This is a genomic window from Pseudomonas sp. CFBP 8772 (genome assembly GCF_014841665.1).
Classification (GTDB): domain Bacteria; phylum Pseudomonadota; class Gammaproteobacteria; order Pseudomonadales; family Pseudomonadaceae; genus Aquipseudomonas; species Aquipseudomonas graminis_B.
The window spans coordinates 462,542-479,066 of record NZ_JACYUI010000001.1; the positions used below are offsets into that span (position 1 = coordinate 462,542).

Below are 16,525 nucleotides of genomic sequence, written 5' to 3' on the forward strand. Positions count from 1 at the left end.
TTCTGCTCAACAGGGATCAATGCACCGCCCACGAACGGGGCGCCGGGGTGTGGCTGAATTTGGAGATGCCTTTGACCCAGAACCGTCGATGGGCCGTCTGGTCCGGCGGCAGCAACGGCTGGCTCGACCATTGATGATGACGTTTGGCTTCGTCGCGATACGCTTTCCACTCCATGGCCTCGGCGGTGTCCTGCGCGGCGCGTTCGTCATCGAACCAGCCCAAAACAGATACTTCACCTTGATCGCGGCCATGCTCTACCAGCAGAAAAATGTTTGTGTACATGCTTTTGCCTTTCACTGATCGGGTCCAACCCGCTATTGGGGCTCTACAAATAGCGTATCGACAGCGACGGCGGAAAATTTAGGCCCGTGTTTCTCCTCGGGTTTTGCAATGAAAAGTCATACGCTTTCCCGGCTAAAGCAGTCCTGCGGAATGCCGCAATTCCATCGGATGACCGGCTTCAGCCGGGAAGAGGCCGGGAGGTCCACCCTTGATAACACTTGGGCAGTGGCGTGAGAAGGTCGGCCTTTCCCGGGAATGAAACCAGAAACGAAAAAAGGGCCGAATCATATTCGGCCCTTCATCGTATTCAGTGCTGCCTCGGCGCTACGTTCGCTCAGAGGCACACGGTCAGCACAGCGATTTACTTGCTGCCGCTGGAACCGCTCGCGCCACCACCGGTACCGCCGCCGCTGCCGCCCATGCCGCTGCCATTGGTCATGCCGCCGCCGTCAGCGTCACCACGGTTGGTGCCGTTGGTGCTGCCCATGCCTTTGGTCCCTGGGGTCGACGTGCCTGGGGAGCTGCCGTCGTTGTTTTGACCGCTGGTAGAGGTGCTTGGCTTCGGACCGTTCTTGTCGATCGGATCGGTTGGGCCGGTGGAACCAGCGAACGCGGAGCCAGTAGCAACAGCCATCAGGCCAGCGAGTGTCAGGGCAGTCAATTTAGTCTTGATCATGATGTGAATCCCTTTGTTGTCATGGATACCTATTGGTCAACCCGCCAACGCAAGAGGTGCATTCGATCCGACGGACGGTCATCCGCCTCTCAGTGGATTCACTAGCACGCTTGGGCTGCTTTGCCCCTCCGCTTTTTTCGCGCGCAATTCGTACCCCACCGCCAACGTCTGCAGATCAAAGCGATCCGAGATGCTCGAGCAGTAACTGGTCCGCGCCAGGAAGGCACCGGGGCCGTTCAAGTAAGACTCGATGTTTTTTGCGCCTTCGCACAGCGCCACGGTTCGCCCTTTGAGCAGGCCGCTGGCTTGCGCCGAACGCAATGCGCCGTTGGGCGTCCAGTCCGCAACAATCAGCGCGCCTAGGGGAGCTGATTGTTCGTAACTGTCCACGAACGCCTCCGCCGAACGATCGCGCAGGTACGGCGCCATGAAGTAATGGATATCGTCACGGAAAGGCAGCGCTTCCTTGTGGGTGGGCAGCGCAACGACACCGCTGGCGTAAATCGCGTACACCGTCAGAAGGGTCACCGGGCCGCTGAGGGGCAGGGCATAGGCGACAACGGCGGCATTGTGCCGCGCCAGCCACGCCTGCACATGGATCACGCCGATGATGCTCAACAACACCGCGCCCGGCAGAAAAAACGTAAAGCGGTCGGTGACGTTGTACGACACTGCGAAGAGGAAGTTCAGCACCGCCGCGCACCACAGCAGCCGCAGCCGCCGGCTTTTCGGGAACAGCACCAGCGCCACCAGTTGCGGGCCGAGCAGGGACAGCATCAGCAGCACCACCGAGTTCTTCTCGTGCCACATGTCGTCGAAGCGAAACAGCGAACCCTGCCAGCTCTGTTCCGTGGTCTTGTCGGGGATGCCAATCAGGTAACGGTGGCCGATGTCGATCAGGCTCAAGCCGTTTTGCAGCTCCTGCAAAATACCGGGGATCGCCACCGCAAAGCCCAGCACAAACCCCGGGATCGTCAACAGCACCCGCGCCCGGTGCTGCCAGACCAGTTGCACGTAGAGCGGGAACAGCACGATGAACGTCAGTTGGTGAATGGCGGCGGCGAGGCCGGTGAGGATGCCGATGACGAACAGCGCGGTGAGCAGGCCCAAGCGCGATTTATCGCGAAAATGCACCATGTAGGCCAGGGTTACCAGCAGCGTGTGCAGCAGATAAACCTCGGCTTTGGTCGAGACCCAGAACACGCAATGGCACAACACCGCCGCGGCAATCGCCAGCAAGGCCTGCTGCGATGTCGCGCCGACGCCTTTGGCCAGACGAAAGATCGCCCAGCCCAGCGGGATCAACAGCATCGAGTTCATGAAACTCAGCACCAGCGGGCCGAAGTGAGCGAACAGCGCCGTGGTCACGAACAGGTACAATGGGTGATCCAGCGGGCCGAGGGTGTCGCTGAAATAGCGACCCTCCGAGGCGTCTGCGATGAAGATGCCGTTGTCCATCCATTGAATCGGGCCGCTGGAGGCCAGAAAGCTCCAGACCACGGCGGCCACCGCCAACAACAGGGGAATGCCGAATAACGCTCGATAACGTACTGCTGCCACCATGACTTGCACTCCTGTCCCTTTAATCCCGTCGAAAAGCGTTATTGAACCGGTTGAGCCTGAGGCGTTGCAGCCTCGCTTTTGAGCCTGATCAGCATCACCGCGCCGATGGCCACGGCGAACCACAGCGTGGCCAGACGAATCAGCACGGTGGCGGCCACGGCGTCGGCGCTGTCCATGCCTTTCCAGACCAGCAGGCCGACCATCACCGCCTCCGCGCCGCCCAGTCCACCAGGCATGAAACTCACTGCGCCGGCCAGCATTGCCAGGGCGTAGACAAACACCGCGAACGTCAGCGGGATATCCGCGCCCATCCATTTCAGAATCCAGTCGAACGCCAGGGCTTCGGCGCTCCAGGCGACCACGCTCAATGCGGTCAGCCCGAGCATCAGACGCAGGCGATGGCATTGCTGCGCATGCACCAGCACTTGCAGCAGATGGCGCAGCAGCCCGAGCACCTTGCCGCCACCTACAGGCACCTTGTCGGTGATCCGCTCAAGCAGGCGACGTTGCGACAGCACCACCAGCCCGACCGCCACCAGCGCCACGCCGACCACGATCATCGGCCATGCCTGGGGGTACAGCGACAGGCCGAACAGGGTCAGCAAGACCACCGCGAACAGGTCCGACAGCCGCTCGCTGAAAAACGCCGCGAAACTCTGCGGGTAGGGCACGCCCCAGCGTTTCAGCAGCACGCCGCGCAACGCTTCTCCGGCCTTGCCTGGCGTGGTGGTCAGGGCAAAGCCAGCCAGATAAATGTTCAGGCTCGGCCGCCACGGCATGGGATGGCCGAGCACTTTCAGGTAGGTCTGCCAACGCACAAAACGCAGGCCGTAGTTGACCGATGACATGAGCAGCGCGATGACAATGCCCACCAGCCCGACCTCGCTCACCGCAGCGCCCACTGCCTGCCAGCCGCCCCACAGCGAAAAGCCGAGATAGCCCAACGCCGAGCCGACCACCGACAGCACCACCGCGCGGTAGCGCCAGCCGGACAGGTGCGAAGTCTCGGGCACCGCTTCGCTCATAGATTCAGCCTCTTGAACACCGGCTGCGGGATCGAACGAATGACCAGCATGATCAGCGCCCAGAAACCCGGTGCGTAGAGCGTCGGCACCTTGTTGGCGATGCCTTTGACGATGCGCTGGGCGACCTGCGCCGGTTGTGCCAGCAGGGCCGCCGGCAACGACAGCCCCTGGGTCATCGGCGTGTCGACAAAGCCCGGTTTGATGGTGGTGACGTGCACGCCGACTTTGAACAGCCGCGCCTGCAAGCCTTCGCAGTAGGTCGACACCGCCGCCTTGGCGCTGCCGTAGAGGTAATTGGAAGGGCGACCCCGGTCAGCCGCTACCGAAGAAATGATCGCCAGACTGCCGCAGCGCTGGGTTTCGAACTGCATCGCCAGCACCGTGAGCAGGGCGATCACCGAGGTGCAGTTGTTGGCGAATTCCTTCAGCGCCAGGTGCACGTCGCGCTCACAGGCCTTCTGATCGGGCAGCGTGCCGTGGGCGATCAGGGCGATGTCGATCTGTCCCAGCGCAGTCAGACAGCGGCCCATCATCAGCGGATGCGCCTCGATGTCGTTGGCGTCCATCTCGTGCAGCGTGACTTGGGTCGCTCCGCGCGCCTTGAGGTCGGCGGCGGTCTGCTGCAGCTTCTCGACGTTGCGCGCCACCAGGAAAAAATCGCTGCCTTCCGTGGCCCACAACCGTGCGCACGCGCTGGCGATGGCGGAGGTGGCGCCGATGATCAGGACTTTCTTCACTGCAGTTTTCATAGGATCACACGGCTCCAGAAACGGGACATCAAAGAGGGATCGCGCAGCGCTTCCAACTGCTCCCAGGCGGGGTAGGCCCGCCGGAAATCGGCACCGCTCATGTGGGCGTCCTTGGCCGGGTACAAGCGCCCGCCAGCGGCGCGAACAATGTCGTCCAGACGCGGGAACAACACGTTCTCCAGCGCCTCGCTCTGGGCAAAATCCAGCGCCAGGGAGGTGCCTTCCAGGGGGAACGACAGCAGCCCCGGCGAGGCTATATCGCCACAGCGCTTGAGCACGGCAAGGAACGACCCCTGGCCGGCGTCGGCAATGGTGCGCAGCAGTTCGCCCATGGCCGCTTCGGCATTCGCCGCAGGCACGACGCACTGGTATTGCTGAAACCCCCGGCGGCCATAAATCCGGTTCCAGTGCAGGATCCGGTCGAGGGGGTAGAAGAACGGTTCGTAGGCGCTGCGGCCCTGCTTGCGCTGGCTGGGGTGCAGACGCCAGTAGAGGTTGTTGAAGGCGCTGAGGGACACTTTGTTGATCAGCGACACCGGCGGCGTCAGCGGCACGCTGAGCTTTTTGCGCTGACCGGCGTCGAGGGAGCCGTACTGCGCGTGATCGCCGACGATGAACACCCCGCGTCCGGTCTCGGCGCCCTTGGCCAGGCAGTCGACCCAGGCAACGCTGTACTCATGACGCGCGTCCAGCTCGGCCGACAGCGCAAAAAACTCGGCCAGATTGGCGAAGCGCACCGTGGTGGTGTCGATCTGGCTGGCGCGGATCGGCATCAACTGGATCTGCGCCCAGTGAATGACCCCGGTCAGGCCGAGCCCGCCGATGCTCGCGGCGAACAGGGCTGAATGATCTTCAGGCGAGCAGATCACCTCCGGCTCGCCGTGGCGCAACAGGCCGAAGCTCAGCAGGTGGCGGCCAAAGGTGCCGCGCACATGATGGTTTTTGCCGTGAACGTCATTGGCGATGGCGCCGCCGAGGGTGGCGAACTGAGTCCCGGGCGTCACTGGCAAAAACCAGCCTTGGGGGATGGCCACGGCCAGCACTTCGGCCAGGGTGATGCCAGCCTCGGCCTTGATCACGCCGGTGCTCCAATCGGCTTCGATCAGCCGGTCCAGCGAGCGCATGTGCAGCACCTCATCGCTGGCCGCCAGGCAACTGTCGCCGTAACTGCGGCCGTTGCCGTAGGGCAGGCTGCTGCGGTGGGCGCCGATCACGCGGTCCATCTGCGCAGGCAATTCGTCGAGCCACACACAGCCATGACCGCGTTGCGGACGACGGGGGAAACGTCCCCAGGAATACAACGGCGTGCTCATGCGGCGATCCAGAACATCATCAGAAACGCCGCGCCGATCAGCTGACTGGTGCGGTCGCGGATGGCGAACACCACCGGGTCTTCGTTCATCTGCCCGCGATGGGTCAGCATCCACACCCGCGTCACCCAGAACAGCAGCAGCGGGCAGGCCAGCCAGATGATGTGCGGGGTGACGTACAGCTCAGTGGTTTTCGCGTCCTGGATGTACAACGCCAGGACCATCACCGCGAGGTAACCCGACGAGGCTCCCAGTGAGGCGATCATGTCCAGGTCGCCGGGGTGGTAACCGCGACCCCTCGCCAACGTGTTGATCTCCCGGGCGCGGGCATCGCGCAGCTCGGCGTAACGCTTGACCATGGCCAGGCTGAGGAAAATGAACATCGAGAACGCGAGGATCCAGAACGTCAGAGTGAGGCTGAACGCCGCGACGCCGGCGATGATTCGCGCGGTGTAGAGCATCGCCAGGGCGATCACGTCCCAGGCCATCAGGCGTTTGAGTCTCAGCGAGTAGGTCAGGGTCAGGCCGTAGTAGGCGGCCATCACCGCTGAAAACTGCCACGGCAACAGCAGCATCGCGGCGCCGAAGGCCATCGCCAGCAGCGCCGGCACCATCACCAGGCCGGTCTTGATCGACAGGCGGCCACTGGCGAACGGTCGGTTGCATTTGCTTTTGTGATGGCGGTCGTCGCACAGGTCCAGCAGGTCATTGAGGATGTAGACGCTGGAGGCGCACAGGCCGAAACAAAGGAACGCGATGACGCCGTCGCGCATCAACTCGAACTGCGCCAAGCGATGGGACGCCAACAGCGGCACGAAGATCAGCGCGTTTTTCAACCACTGGTGCAAGCGCAGGGCCTTGCGCCAGTCCCGCAGGCCCGGCGAGTTGCTGCGGATAGTCGGCTCGACGCTGACTTGTGCTTTTACTTGGGCTTCCACGCCTCTGTCGGGATTGACCACATAGGCCTGGCGGGACACATCCCATATGGGCAAGTCATCTTTCGAGTTGCCGATGTAATCGAATCCGCCCTCGCCGAAGTGCGCAACTAACAGGTCACGTTTGTTGTGGCCGGACAAGTTGCGGTGGGTATTGGACGCCAGCACCAGATCGAATAATTGCAAGTGTTCGGCGACTCGCTCGGCGAGGCTTACATGACTCGCCGTGGCCAGTACCACCATGCGGCCGGTGTCTCGTTCGCGCTGGATCATTTCGATGATCTGCGGATCGTAAGGCAGCACGGAGACGTCTATTTCGGTGCTCAGCGCCAGGCCTTCTTTCAGCGCGGCTTTGCCTTTGAACAGCCAGCCCAGCATTTTCAGGGTTTTCAGCGGCTGGCCGCGAATGAACGCCATGGCCGTCTCCATGAGCAAATCCGAGCGCAATAACGTGCCGTCGAGATCAACTACCAAGGGAGGGTAAGTTTCAAGAACTCGTCCCTGAATTCTGGCCATAGTGAGTGCTCCTGTGGGGTCGGCTGACTATAAACAAAATCGGATGTTCACAACTTCATTTAAATTAAAGGGCCCCGGGCGTGACGTCGGCGAGGTGGCGTCAGAATTAAGTAGCGAGTTTTTGAGAAAAGTGAGCGCGGCAGTTTTTCATTTATTACACAAGCGCTGCCGGAGAATTGGCGACCAACTAATGACTTCTCGGCAATGACGGTTTAGTGCCGTGTTTAATACGGCGATTCACGGCTATGTGTGTGTAGCGTGCTTCCTGCAGACCGGCGGGAGCTGCGTTGGCGACGGCGCTGTCGTTTCGACTGGCATCGCAGTCATAATGACTCGCCACTGCCCCCTTCCCATGCCGTTGCCGGGAGTTCTCATGACCCATCCTTTGCTGCTGGCGCTCACTCCGCTGGTCGCCGACCTGTCCCGGGACCTGCCGGACGATGAGCGCTACCGACGCCTGCTGCGGTCACTGCGCCAGCTGTTCCCGTGTGACGCCGTGGCGTTGCTCAAGCTGGAGGATGAGGCGCTGGTGCCTTTGTCGGTCGAGGGACTGAGTCCGGATACCCTGGGGCGACGGTTCCGACTGGGGGAGCACCCGCGGCTGGACATCATTCTGCAAAACCGCGAACCGACCCGCTTCTCCACCGACTGCGATCTGCCGGACCCTTACGACGGGCTGGTTGAAGGCGTGCACGGCGACCTGGAAGTGCACGATTGCCTCGGTTGTCCACTGTACGTGCAGAACACGCTGTGGGGGGTGATGACCCTGGATTCCCTGGATCCTGCACGCTTTGGCCAGGCCGATCTGGGCAATCTCCAGGCGTTTGCCAGCCTGGCGGCGGCAACGGTGATGGCCAGCGAACGGATCAGCCAACTGGCCCGTGGCTTTGAGGATCAGCGCCAGTTGGCCGAGGTGTACAAACGCGCCGCAGGCGGACGCGGGCCTCGGGAGCTGATCGGTCAAAGCCCGGTGCACAAGCGTTTGCAGCAGGAAATCCAGCTGGTGGGCAACAGCCCGCTGACGGTGTTGATCACGGGCGAAACCGGCGTCGGCAAGGAGTTGGTCGCGGAGGCCATTCACCTTCAGTCGCCGCGGGCGGCGAAGCCACTGATCAGCCTTAACTGCGCCGCGCTGCCCGAACTGTTGGTGGAGAGCGAGCTGTTCGGCCATGTGAAAGGCGCGTTCTCCGGAGCGGTCAGCGGACGCAGCGGCAAGTTCGAGCTGGCCCATGGCGGTTCGTTGTTCCTCGACGAGGTCGGCGAGCTGCCGCTGCCGGTGCAGTCGAAGTTGCTGCGGGTGTTGCAGAGCGGCCAGTTGCAGCGCGTCGGGTCCGATCAGGAGCATCGCGTGGACGTGCGCATCATCGCCGCGACCAACCGTGATCTGGCAGAAGAAGTGCGCGCCGGGCGCTTCCGCGCGGATCTCTATCACCGCCTGAGCGTTTACCCGTTGGTGGTGCCGCCGTTGCGCGAACGGGGGCGCGATGTGTTGTTGCTGGCGGGGTATTTCCTCGAGGAGAACCGGGCGCGGATGGGGCTGCGCAGTCTGCGCATGAGCCCGGAAGCGCAGGCGGCGCTGTTGGCGTATGCATGGCCGGGGAACGTGCGGGAGCTGGAGCATCTGATCAGCCGCGCGGTGCTCAAGGCGCTGTCGGTGCAGAGTGAGCGGCCGCGGATTTTGACGATCGAGGCGGATGTGTTGGGGCTTGAGGAGGTGCGGGTGGTTGCGCCTGCTTCGTTGGACGTATCCGTCGGCACGGCGGTGATTCGGCCGGGGGAGGGGTTGAAGGGGGCGGTGGACGGGTTTCAGAAGCGGTTGATCGGCGAGGCGCTGGAGCGGCATCAGGGCAAATGGGCGGATGTGGCGCGGGAGCTGGACGTTGATCGGGCGAATTTGAGTCGGCTGGCCAGGCGATTGGGGATTCGGTAGGTTTTTTCAGATCAAGATACTTCAGGTCAAGAGCGTCTGCCTGGGGGCAGACTGTTTCGCCTTCGGCGAGTTACTTGGAAAAGCACCCCCCTCTCGGTTTTAAAGAGCAGCCAAGGGTGCTTGCTCCTGGTTGGGCCCTTCCTTCGTCAGGGTTCCCTCACTCCGGTCCCGCTCCGTGGGCCCGCGCCGAACGGACATCCATGTCCTGACGGCGCTCTCGCCGCATCCATGCGGCTCGGCCCACTGCGCAAGACCTGCGTTCAGCCTGCACCCAAGTCGCGATTGGCGGTGACTGAACTTCTTGTGTTTGAAGATCAAGATCAAGATCAAGATCAAAGGCAGAGGCAGAGGCAGATCAAAAGCTTCCCGGCTAAAGCCGGTCCCACTGACTGTACCCAGCTCACACTGTAGGAGCCGGCTTGCTGGCGAATGTATTCTGTCAGTCGATGTCTTCATACCTGACCCACCGCGCTCGCCAGCAAGCCGGCTCCTACAGAAAAAATGCGTTCTATTTCTGATCGTTCCCACGCTCCGCGTGGTAACGCCGCCCCGGACGCTCTGCGTCCCGCAGACGACGCACATTTAGGCCGGACAAGTGACGCAGAGCGTCACGGGATGCATTCCCACGCGGAGCGGGGGAACGATCGGCTGACACACCGCGCGCTGTTAGTAGGACCGGCTTCAGCCGGGAAGCCTTTGATCTGCTTGTGATCTGCTTTTGATCTTCATACGCAAAAAGTCCGGTCACCGCCAATCGCGACTTGGGTGCAGGCTGAACGCAGGTCTCGCGGAGTGGGCCGAGCCGCATGGATGCGGCGAGAGCTGCCCCCCGCCATGGATGGCGGATGGCAGCGGGCCCACGGAGCGGGACCGGAGTGAAGGAACCCGACGAAGTCGGGCCCAACCAGGAGCAAGCACCCTTGGTTACTTGGGGTGCTTTTCCAAGTAACTCGCCGAAGGCGAAACGTCTGCCCTTAGGCAGACGCTCTTGATCTTGGCTGCTGTAAAAAGGACTCCGCTACTAATGAGCAATATCTTCGAGCGCCAGATTCCGCGTCTTCGGCCCAAACCCCCCGATCGTGATGATCACAATCAACATACTCATCACAATGAACGTCAGCACCCCCGGCGTGCCGAAATGGTCCAGAAACAACCCGATCAACAAACTGCTGAACACCGTCGACAGACGACTGAACGAATAACAAAACCCCACCGCCCGGGCGCGGATATTGGTCGGGAACAACTCGCTCTGGTACGAGTGATAACTGAAACTCAACCACGCATTGCAAAACGTAATCATCACCCCGCAAAAAATCAGCCCCACGGCCGTCGTCTGCTGCGCGAACAGCGTGCCGAAAATCATCGAGCCCAGCGCCGAGCCGACAATCTGCCACTTATTCTCGAAACGATTGGCGAACTTCACAAACAACAACGGCCCGAGGGGATAGGCGAGGGTGATCACGAAGGCATACGCCAGACTGTGGGTCACGCTCACGCCCTGACCCGACAGCAACGCAGGCAGCCAGTTACCGAAACCGAAAAAGCCGATCGCCTGGAACACATGAAAGACAATCAGCATCAGCGCACGGCGGCGATACGGCGGTTGCCAGATGTCAGCGAAACGGCCTTTGCCTTCGACCGCTACATTGTGGGTTTCCGGTTCGTCCAGCGCCTGACCTTGATCCTTCACGCAGCGGGCTTCGAGGTCATCCATGATCTTTTCGGCTTCGCTGAAACGGCCGTGTTGCGCCAGCCAGCGCGGCGATTCCGGCAGGCGCGAGCGCAGCCACCAGATGAACAGCGCAAACACTGCACTGGCCAACACCACCCAGCGCCAGCCGGCGATACCGAACGGGTCTTGCGGCACCAGCCACCAGGACATCAATGCCACCGACGGCACCGACAGGAACTGCACGAAAAACGCGAAGGCAAACGCCGAGCTGCGCATGCGCTTGGGCACCAGTTCCGACAGGTACGCGTCGATGGTCACCAGCTCGATGCCCAGGCCGATGCCCACCAGAAAGCGCATGCAGATGATGCCCAGTGCCGAGGTCTGAATGCCCATCAGCACCGTGGCGACGGTGTACCAGATCAGCGCGAAGGTGAAGATTGCGCGGCGGCCGTAGCGGTCGGCGATCGGGCTCAGCAGGCTGGCACCGAGGAACAGTCCCAGAAAGGTGGCCGAGGCAAACGCCGCCTGATCGGAAAAGCCAAACACGCCCTGGGCCCCGGTGGCGAACAGCCCGTCGCGAATCAGACCCGGGCTGATATAGGCGGTCTGAAACAAATCGTAGAGCTCGAAGAAACCGCCAATGGACAACAGCGCCACCAGCTTCCAGATCGTGGCGACGGCGGGCAGTCGGTCGATGCGCGCGGAAATCCGCGCAGCACGTATCGGGTCGACGCCGTCACGGGTCGAATGGGTGTTGTCAGGGCTATCGGGCACGGCATGCATTATTGTTTTTTCCGGATCGGTGAGACGCAGCATGTTAGTGCCCCAGAGATTCAAGACAAAACATTTCTGCACGTTTAAGCTCCGGGACTGACTGCCACCACGTTTCGGATTCCTGTGAAGTACAAACTCCCGACCACGGCCACCGCGCCATTCTGCCCGTCGGCGACCACCGACAGCGTCGCCATACCCGCCAATGCGTCTTTCCTGCGCAAGCTGATGCTGTTCGTCGGCCCCGGCCTGTTGATTTCCATCGGCTACATGGACCCCGGCAACTGGGCCACCGCCATCGAAGCCGGCTCGCGCTTCGGTTATTCGCTGTTGTTCGTGGTGGTGCTGGCCAGTCTGTCGGGCATGGTGCTGCAGAACCTGTGTTCGCGACTGGGCATCGCCACCGGCCGCGATCTGGCGCAGCTGTCGTCCGAGCACTACAGCCGCCGGGTCGGCATGGGCCAGTGGGTTCTCGCCGAGCTGTCGATCCTTGCGACCGATCTGGCGGAAGTGCTGGGTGCTGCGCTGGCGTTTCACTTGCTGCTGGGGGTGTCGATCACCACGGGCGTGGCGCTGACGGCGTTTGATACGGTCATCGTGCTGGCCTTGCAGGGCGCCAATTTCCGGCGTCTCGAAGCCATCGTGCTGGGGCTGATCGCGACCATCGCAACGTGTTTCTTTATCGAACTGGTGCTGATCAAGCCGTTCTGGCCGGACGTCGTCGCAGGGCTCAAGCCGTCGTGGGAGATGCTGAGTAATCAGGAACCGCTGTACATCGCCATCGGCATTCTCGGTGCGACCGTGATGCCCCATAACCTGTACCTGCATTCATCGGTGGTGCAGACCCGGGTCAACGGCACGTCGGTGGAAAGCAAGGCCAGCGCCATTCGTTACGCCCGGGTCGACACCATCGCCTCCCTGAGCCTGGCGCTGGTGATCAACGCGGCCATTCTGATTCTGGCGGCTGCCGCGTTCCACGGCACCGGCCACACCGACATTGTGGAAATCCAGGACGCCTACCACTTGCTTGATCCGCTGGTGGGCGGCGCGGTCGCCAGCGTGCTGTTCGGCGTCGCGCTGCTGGCGGCAGGGCAGAGCTCAACGTTCACCGGCACCATCGCCGGCCAAGTGGTGCTGGAAGGGTTTCTCAAAGCGAAGATCCCGTGCTGGCAACGCCGTCTGGCCACCCGTGGCCTGGCGCTGATTCCGGCGTTCATTGGGGTGATCTGGTTCGGCGACGGCGCGGTGGGCAAGATGCTGGTGCTCAGCCAGGTCGTCCTCAGCCTGCAATTGCCCTTCGCGCTGTGGCCGCTGATCCGCTTCACCAGCGACAAACAATTGATGGGCCCGTTCGCCAACAGTCGCCTGACCAAAACCCTGGCCTGGGGCCTGTTCGGATTGATTTCGGGCGCGAACCTGACCCTCATGTATTTCTGGGTGGTCTGACAGACAGAGGTCAGGGGATCGCCCCGGCCTCAACTCAGCAATATCCCCCGCGCCATGCCCGTGGCGGCGATGACGATGATGACCATCAGCAACGCCTCCATGTGGCTGATCCGGGCGAAACGGCGCGACAGGGACGTATCAATGGGCTGGTTCTTTTTGAATGCGATGCGCCATTTGATCAACGCGAACATCGGCACCACTTCTAGCGCGAGCATGGCCACGAACGCCGCCATTTTCAGGTGAAACAGTGGCTGATGCAGGTAATAGTACGAGCCTTTTTCCAGCCCGCCGAACGCCCGAAATGCCCCGCTGACCAGCAGAACCCCTGCTGAGACGCCCCAGATATTGTCGACCACGAACACATCCCTGAACGATCTCGGATCGTCCGTGCGCAGCCGCCGCAACGCCCGTCCCCTCGCCAGCACCGCCGCTATCGCAAAACCGAACGCCAGCAGGTGCAACGCAGCCAGTACCCATTTGATGAGCATGTTTGAACTCCCCCGAGCGATGTGCGAAGCAAGCGTCACCTGCACAAGCGTAGCGGGTCGTTGGCGTTACGCCTTGACCGATCAAGTGGGGCAAGAAAAATAATCCGTCGGGGGCGCCGTCGCTCATTTCTGCAGATGGCGTCGTTTTTCCAGGCGTGGCTTGCGACGCGGATGAACGAAATCAAAGTAAAACGCCGAAAGTCCAAATACCGCTATCACCGAAACAATCACCAGACCGATCACCGAGTTATCCATCACGCCTATTCCACCCATCGCCTAAAGGCCGAACGCCTATTCATTCCGTTTGCCGGTGCTACTGCAATCAATACGACGGGATCTTTACGCGAACGACGTCTTGACTGACGCCGTTTATATAGGCGCGTACCGCTGGGAATAAAGAACAACCGCCGCGCGAAGTTTGTCGGCACCAAAACAACACATGCCGGCGAACTCTTTATGACTGACCGGCATGTATTGGCAGTCCATGGCCTGACGCTGTTGGCTGTGATCAATGTCGGGGTCGTGCAAGTAAACGAAATCGTCATCGCACCCCGTGACCAGCACCCAGTGCGGCGCCTTGGAACGGGTCAACCGATAGCTGCTGATCAGCACCAGCGCCAGACCGTGGTCCTGTTGCAGTTGCCAGAGATTGAGCGGCGCACTGCCCAGTTGACGAACTGCGCTTTCAGCCAGCTCGCGGCTGAATTCCTCATGCACCAGGCGCATGACTTCGCGCTTTTCTTCGCTGCGCACACCGGCGAGAAACAACGGCCCGCGCACCGACACCTGCAGGCCGACCTCGAATCCACGGCGCAACGCCGCCAGCGCCAGACCCTGGGGGCTGCAACCGCCATGGCCGGAGGTCATGAACACCGTGGTCGCCTCGCGCCAGATCTGCAGTTCCTCGTGACGCTGCATGGCGCGCGGCGGTTGCAGGGCTTTCATGGCCATCAGCAGGCACGCCGGACCGCAGCTGAAGTCCAGCGTTTGCGGGTAGTAGGGCACGTGGCGAGTGACGCCGGTGGCGTGTTCGCGGATGCGTTTTTCGTAGCGCAATGCCGGGGCGTGGTCTTCGTAGTAGTCGTCGATGCGGTCGAACAGCCGATAGCCGTTGCGCTCGTAAAGACGAACCGCCGGGGCGTTGTCCGGCCGGACTTCGAGCCGCAAATAGGCACACTCACGCTCAAGGGCATGCTGTTCAGCCTGGGCCAACAGGTGCTTCCCGAGGCCCTGCCCCCGGGCATCGTCGCTGATCGCCAGGGAGTAAAGCCGGCCCAGAGACGTGCCGCGATGAAACAGCACCAGCGCATAACCGGCCAGCCGTTGTTCGGGGTGATCACCCAGCGCCACGATCAATCGCGCGTTGGCCCGCGTGACCATCCAGTGAAAGCTGCGCGCATTCAGGCGGTCGGATTCAAAGCACTGGTTTTCCAGCACCAGCAGTTCGTCCACATCGGCCGGCTGGGCGAGGCGATATATAAAGTTCATGTCAGGCACCGTAAAGAGTGAGTAACGAAACGGGACATTTCTACAAAGCCATGTTTTATAGAAAGGACTGTTTCCCGAAGGATCAACTCATGAATGCGGTGCCGGTGAAGACCGACGAAGTATCAGCACAACCTCAGCGTTCGGCAACTTTAAATGTCAATCCGCTGAAACCTGTTTCAACCCGAAGCCAACTGTTGATTGTGGTGGAGCGGCTCGAAGACTGGTCGTCTTACTTGCCCAGCGAACACTTGATCAGCGCCCAGGACTATCTTGAAAACCCGCCTCAGAACAATGCCGGCCAGCGGGTGCAGGTGATTAACCTGTGCCGCAGCTATCGCTACCTCGGCCACGGTTATTACTGCTCGCTGCTGGCCGAAGCCCGGGGTCACCACGTGATTCCATCGGTGAAAACCATCAGCGAGCTGACCCGCAAATCCCTCTACGGCCTGGCGCTGGATGACCTCGACAAGCGCCTCGAACACGCGCTGCGTGACCATCCGTACGACGAAACCGAAGGCTTCACCCTGAGCCTGTATTTCGGTCAGACCGATCTCGCGCCGTTGCAGGATCTCGCCCGTCAGCTGTTCGAGGCGTTTCCGGCGCCGATCCTGCTGGTGGAGTTTCGCAAGCGCGACAACTGGCACATCGTCGGCATCAAGACCGGCGCCTTGACCCGCCTGCGCGATCATCAGCAGGACCAGTTCGCCCAGTCCCTGAACAGTTTCAGCCGCAAGATCTGGCGCCAGCCGCGGTCACGTCGCACCTACCGCTACGACCTGGCGATTCTGCATGACCCGCAGGAAGCGCTGCCGCCGTCGAACCGCAAGGCGCTGGACAACTTCATCCGCGTCGGCCAGCAACTGGGCGTGGACGTCGAGCTGATCGAGAAGAAGGACTACTCACGGCTGGCCGAATACGACGCGCTGCTGATCCGCGAGACCACCAGCGTCGACAACCACACCTACCGCTTCGCCAAGAAGGCCGAGAGCGAAGGGCTGGTGGTGATGGATGACCCGGCGTCAATCCTGCGCTGCACCAACAAGGTCTACCTGACCGACCTGCTCAAGAGCCACAAGCTGGGCATGCCGGCCACGGAAATCCTCTACAAGGAGCGACCGGATGATTTGGAGCACGTCGCGGCACGACTGGGCTTTCCCTTGGTGCTGAAAATACCCGACGGCTGCTTTTCCAAGGGCGTGATCAAAGTGCAGGACGCGAAGCAGTTGCAGGATGCGGCGCGGGAGCTGTTCGAGCACTCGGTGCTGCTGCTGGCCCAGGAATACCTCTACACCGAATACGACTGGCGCATTGGCGTGCTCAATCGCAAGCCAGTGTTCGCCTGCCAGTACTTCATGTCCAAGGGCCACTGGCAGATTTACAACCACAAGGCCATCGACGCGGAGATCAACGGCGAGTGCCGCACCCTGGCCGTTCATGATGCGCCGCGCGCCGTGGTGGACCTCGCGGTAAAGACTGCCAACCTGATCGGCGATGGGCTGTATGGCGTCGACTTGAAGCAATCCGGCGACCGCGTGGTGGTGATCGAAGTCAACGACAACCCCAACCTCGACGCCGGCATCGAAGACGCCTGGCTGCAGGACGATCTGTACGCGCTGGTGCTGGAGGAGTTCATTCGCCGGCTCGACATCAAACGTCGCGGTCTGGCGGGTTAG

At 61.6% G+C, this 16,525-nt stretch carries 14 protein-coding genes; 3 read left to right on the forward strand and 11 right to left on the reverse strand.

The features are described from left to right. Positions 1–16: 16 nt before the first annotated feature. The 7 genes from IFT99_RS02035 to IFT99_RS02065 all read right to left on the reverse strand — a co-directional run bounded on the left by IFT99_RS02035 (position 17) and on the right by IFT99_RS02065 (position 7,057). Positions 17–283: a hypothetical protein gene (locus IFT99_RS02035; protein WP_065988488.1), complete on the reverse strand. Its 267-nt coding sequence runs from the start codon at positions 281–283 to the stop codon at positions 17–19. A 361-nt stretch (positions 284–644) separates the two neighbouring features. Further along, a complete protein-coding gene (locus tag IFT99_RS02040) occupies positions 645–959 on the reverse strand; it encodes a hypothetical protein (protein WP_065988487.1) in 315 nt (104 codons plus the stop codon). 78 nt (positions 960–1,037) lie between these two features. Beyond that, on the reverse strand, positions 1,038–2,522 hold the full coding sequence (locus IFT99_RS02045) for a DUF2723 domain-containing protein (protein ID WP_192130249.1): 1,485 nt from the start codon (positions 2,520–2,522) through the stop codon (positions 1,038–1,040). Between the two features lie 38 nt (positions 2,523–2,560). Next, entirely contained in the window at positions 2,561–3,547 is a 987-nt protein-coding gene (locus IFT99_RS02050) for a lysylphosphatidylglycerol synthase transmembrane domain-containing protein (RefSeq protein ID WP_192130250.1), read from the reverse strand. Then, on the reverse strand, positions 3,544–4,284 hold the full coding sequence (locus IFT99_RS02055) for an SDR family oxidoreductase (RefSeq protein ID WP_192130511.1): 741 nt from the start codon (positions 4,282–4,284) through the stop codon (positions 3,544–3,546). The genes IFT99_RS02050 and IFT99_RS02055 overlap by 4 nt, the downstream gene beginning before the upstream one ends. 8 nt (positions 4,285–4,292) lie before the next feature. Further along, positions 4,293–5,609, reverse strand: coding sequence for an FAD-binding oxidoreductase (locus IFT99_RS02060; RefSeq protein ID WP_192130251.1), 1,317 nt, complete (start codon positions 5,607–5,609; stop codon positions 4,293–4,295). Then, the gene (locus IFT99_RS02065; protein ID WP_192130252.1) at positions 5,606–7,057 is read right to left on the reverse strand and encodes a UbiA family prenyltransferase; all 1,452 of its coding nucleotides are present in this window, start codon (positions 7,055–7,057) and stop codon (positions 5,606–5,608) included. The genes IFT99_RS02060 and IFT99_RS02065 overlap by 4 nt, the downstream gene beginning before the upstream one ends. Positions 7,058–7,409: 352 nt before the next feature. Between IFT99_RS02065 and norR the strand changes: the two genes are divergently transcribed. Next, positions 7,410–8,987, forward strand: a complete 1,578-nt coding sequence (gene norR, locus IFT99_RS02070; RefSeq protein ID WP_446731112.1) for a nitric oxide reductase transcriptional regulator NorR — start codon at positions 7,410–7,412, stop codon at positions 8,985–8,987. 1,021 nt (positions 8,988–10,008) lie between these two features. Here norR and IFT99_RS02075 read toward each other — a convergent pair. Next, complete coding sequence (locus IFT99_RS02075; protein WP_192130254.1) at positions 10,009–11,442, reverse strand: MFS transporter; 1,434 nt, start codon at positions 11,440–11,442, stop codon at positions 10,009–10,011. Positions 11,443–11,556: 114 nt separating this feature from the next. On the opposite strand from IFT99_RS02075, the gene IFT99_RS02080 reads away from it, so the two are divergent. Beyond that, entirely contained in the window at positions 11,557–12,876 is a 1,320-nt protein-coding gene (locus IFT99_RS02080; RefSeq protein ID WP_065988766.1) for an Nramp family divalent metal transporter, read from the forward strand. A 29-nt stretch (positions 12,877–12,905) separates the two neighbouring features. Here the strand turns inward: IFT99_RS02080 and IFT99_RS02085 are convergent, their stop codons facing one another. From IFT99_RS02085 to IFT99_RS02090, 3 genes are all read right to left on the reverse strand, one after another. Beyond that, positions 12,906–13,364 carry a DUF2214 family protein gene (locus IFT99_RS02085; protein WP_192130255.1) on the reverse strand — a complete coding sequence of 153 codons (459 nt, stop codon included), beginning with the start codon at positions 13,362–13,364 and terminating at the stop codon, positions 12,906–12,908. Between the two features lie 123 nt (positions 13,365–13,487). Beyond that, the gene (locus tag IFT99_RS26430) at positions 13,488–13,619 is read right to left on the reverse strand and encodes a hypothetical protein (RefSeq protein WP_274605101.1); all 132 of its coding nucleotides are present in this window, start codon (positions 13,617–13,619) and stop codon (positions 13,488–13,490) included. Between the two features lie 114 nt (positions 13,620–13,733). Then, positions 13,734–14,852: a GNAT family N-acetyltransferase/peptidase C39 family protein gene (locus IFT99_RS02090; RefSeq protein ID WP_192130256.1), complete on the reverse strand. Its 1,119-nt coding sequence runs from the start codon at positions 14,850–14,852 to the stop codon at positions 13,734–13,736. 89 nt (positions 14,853–14,941) lie between these two features. Between IFT99_RS02090 and IFT99_RS02095 the strand changes: the two genes are divergently transcribed. Next, positions 14,942–16,525: a RimK family protein gene (locus tag IFT99_RS02095; RefSeq protein ID WP_192130257.1), complete on the forward strand. Its 1,584-nt coding sequence runs from the start codon at positions 14,942–14,944 to the stop codon at positions 16,523–16,525.

Excerpts from the sequence above, each read along its gene's own strand:
- IFT99_RS02090 (WP_192130256.1), bottom strand. The coding sequence starts at position 14,852 with ATGAACTTTATATATCGCCTCGCCCAGCCGGCCGATGTGGACGAACTG.
- IFT99_RS02050 (WP_192130250.1), bottom strand. The coding sequence starts at position 3,547 with ATGAGCGAAGCGGTGCCCGAGACTTCGCACCTGTCCGGCTGGCGCTAC.
- norR (WP_446731112.1), top strand. The coding sequence starts at position 7,410 with ATGCCGTTGCCGGGAGTTCTCATGACCCATCCTTTGCTGCTGGCGCTC.
- IFT99_RS02065 (WP_192130252.1), bottom strand. The coding sequence starts at position 7,057 with ATGGCCAGAATTCAGGGACGAGTTCTTGAAACTTACCCTCCCTTGGTA.
- IFT99_RS02075 (WP_192130254.1), bottom strand. The coding sequence starts at position 11,442 with ATGCATGCCGTGCCCGATAGCCCTGACAACACCCATTCGACCCGTGAC.
- IFT99_RS02045 (WP_192130249.1), bottom strand. The coding sequence starts at position 2,522 with ATGGTGGCAGCAGTACGTTATCGAGCGTTATTCGGCATTCCCCTGTTG.
- IFT99_RS02095 (WP_192130257.1), top strand. The coding sequence starts at position 14,942 with ATGAATGCGGTGCCGGTGAAGACCGACGAAGTATCAGCACAACCTCAG.
- IFT99_RS02035 (WP_065988488.1), bottom strand. The coding sequence starts at position 283 with ATGTACACAAACATTTTTCTGCTGGTAGAGCATGGCCGCGATCAAGGT.
- IFT99_RS02060 (WP_192130251.1), bottom strand. The coding sequence starts at position 5,609 with ATGAGCACGCCGTTGTATTCCTGGGGACGTTTCCCCCGTCGTCCGCAA.
- IFT99_RS26430 (WP_274605101.1), bottom strand. The coding sequence starts at position 13,619 with ATGGATAACTCGGTGATCGGTCTGGTGATTGTTTCGGTGATAGCGGTA.
- IFT99_RS02040 (WP_065988487.1), bottom strand. The coding sequence starts at position 959 with ATGATCAAGACTAAATTGACTGCCCTGACACTCGCTGGCCTGATGGCT.
- IFT99_RS02085 (WP_192130255.1), bottom strand. The coding sequence starts at position 13,364 with ATGCTCATCAAATGGGTACTGGCTGCGTTGCACCTGCTGGCGTTCGGT.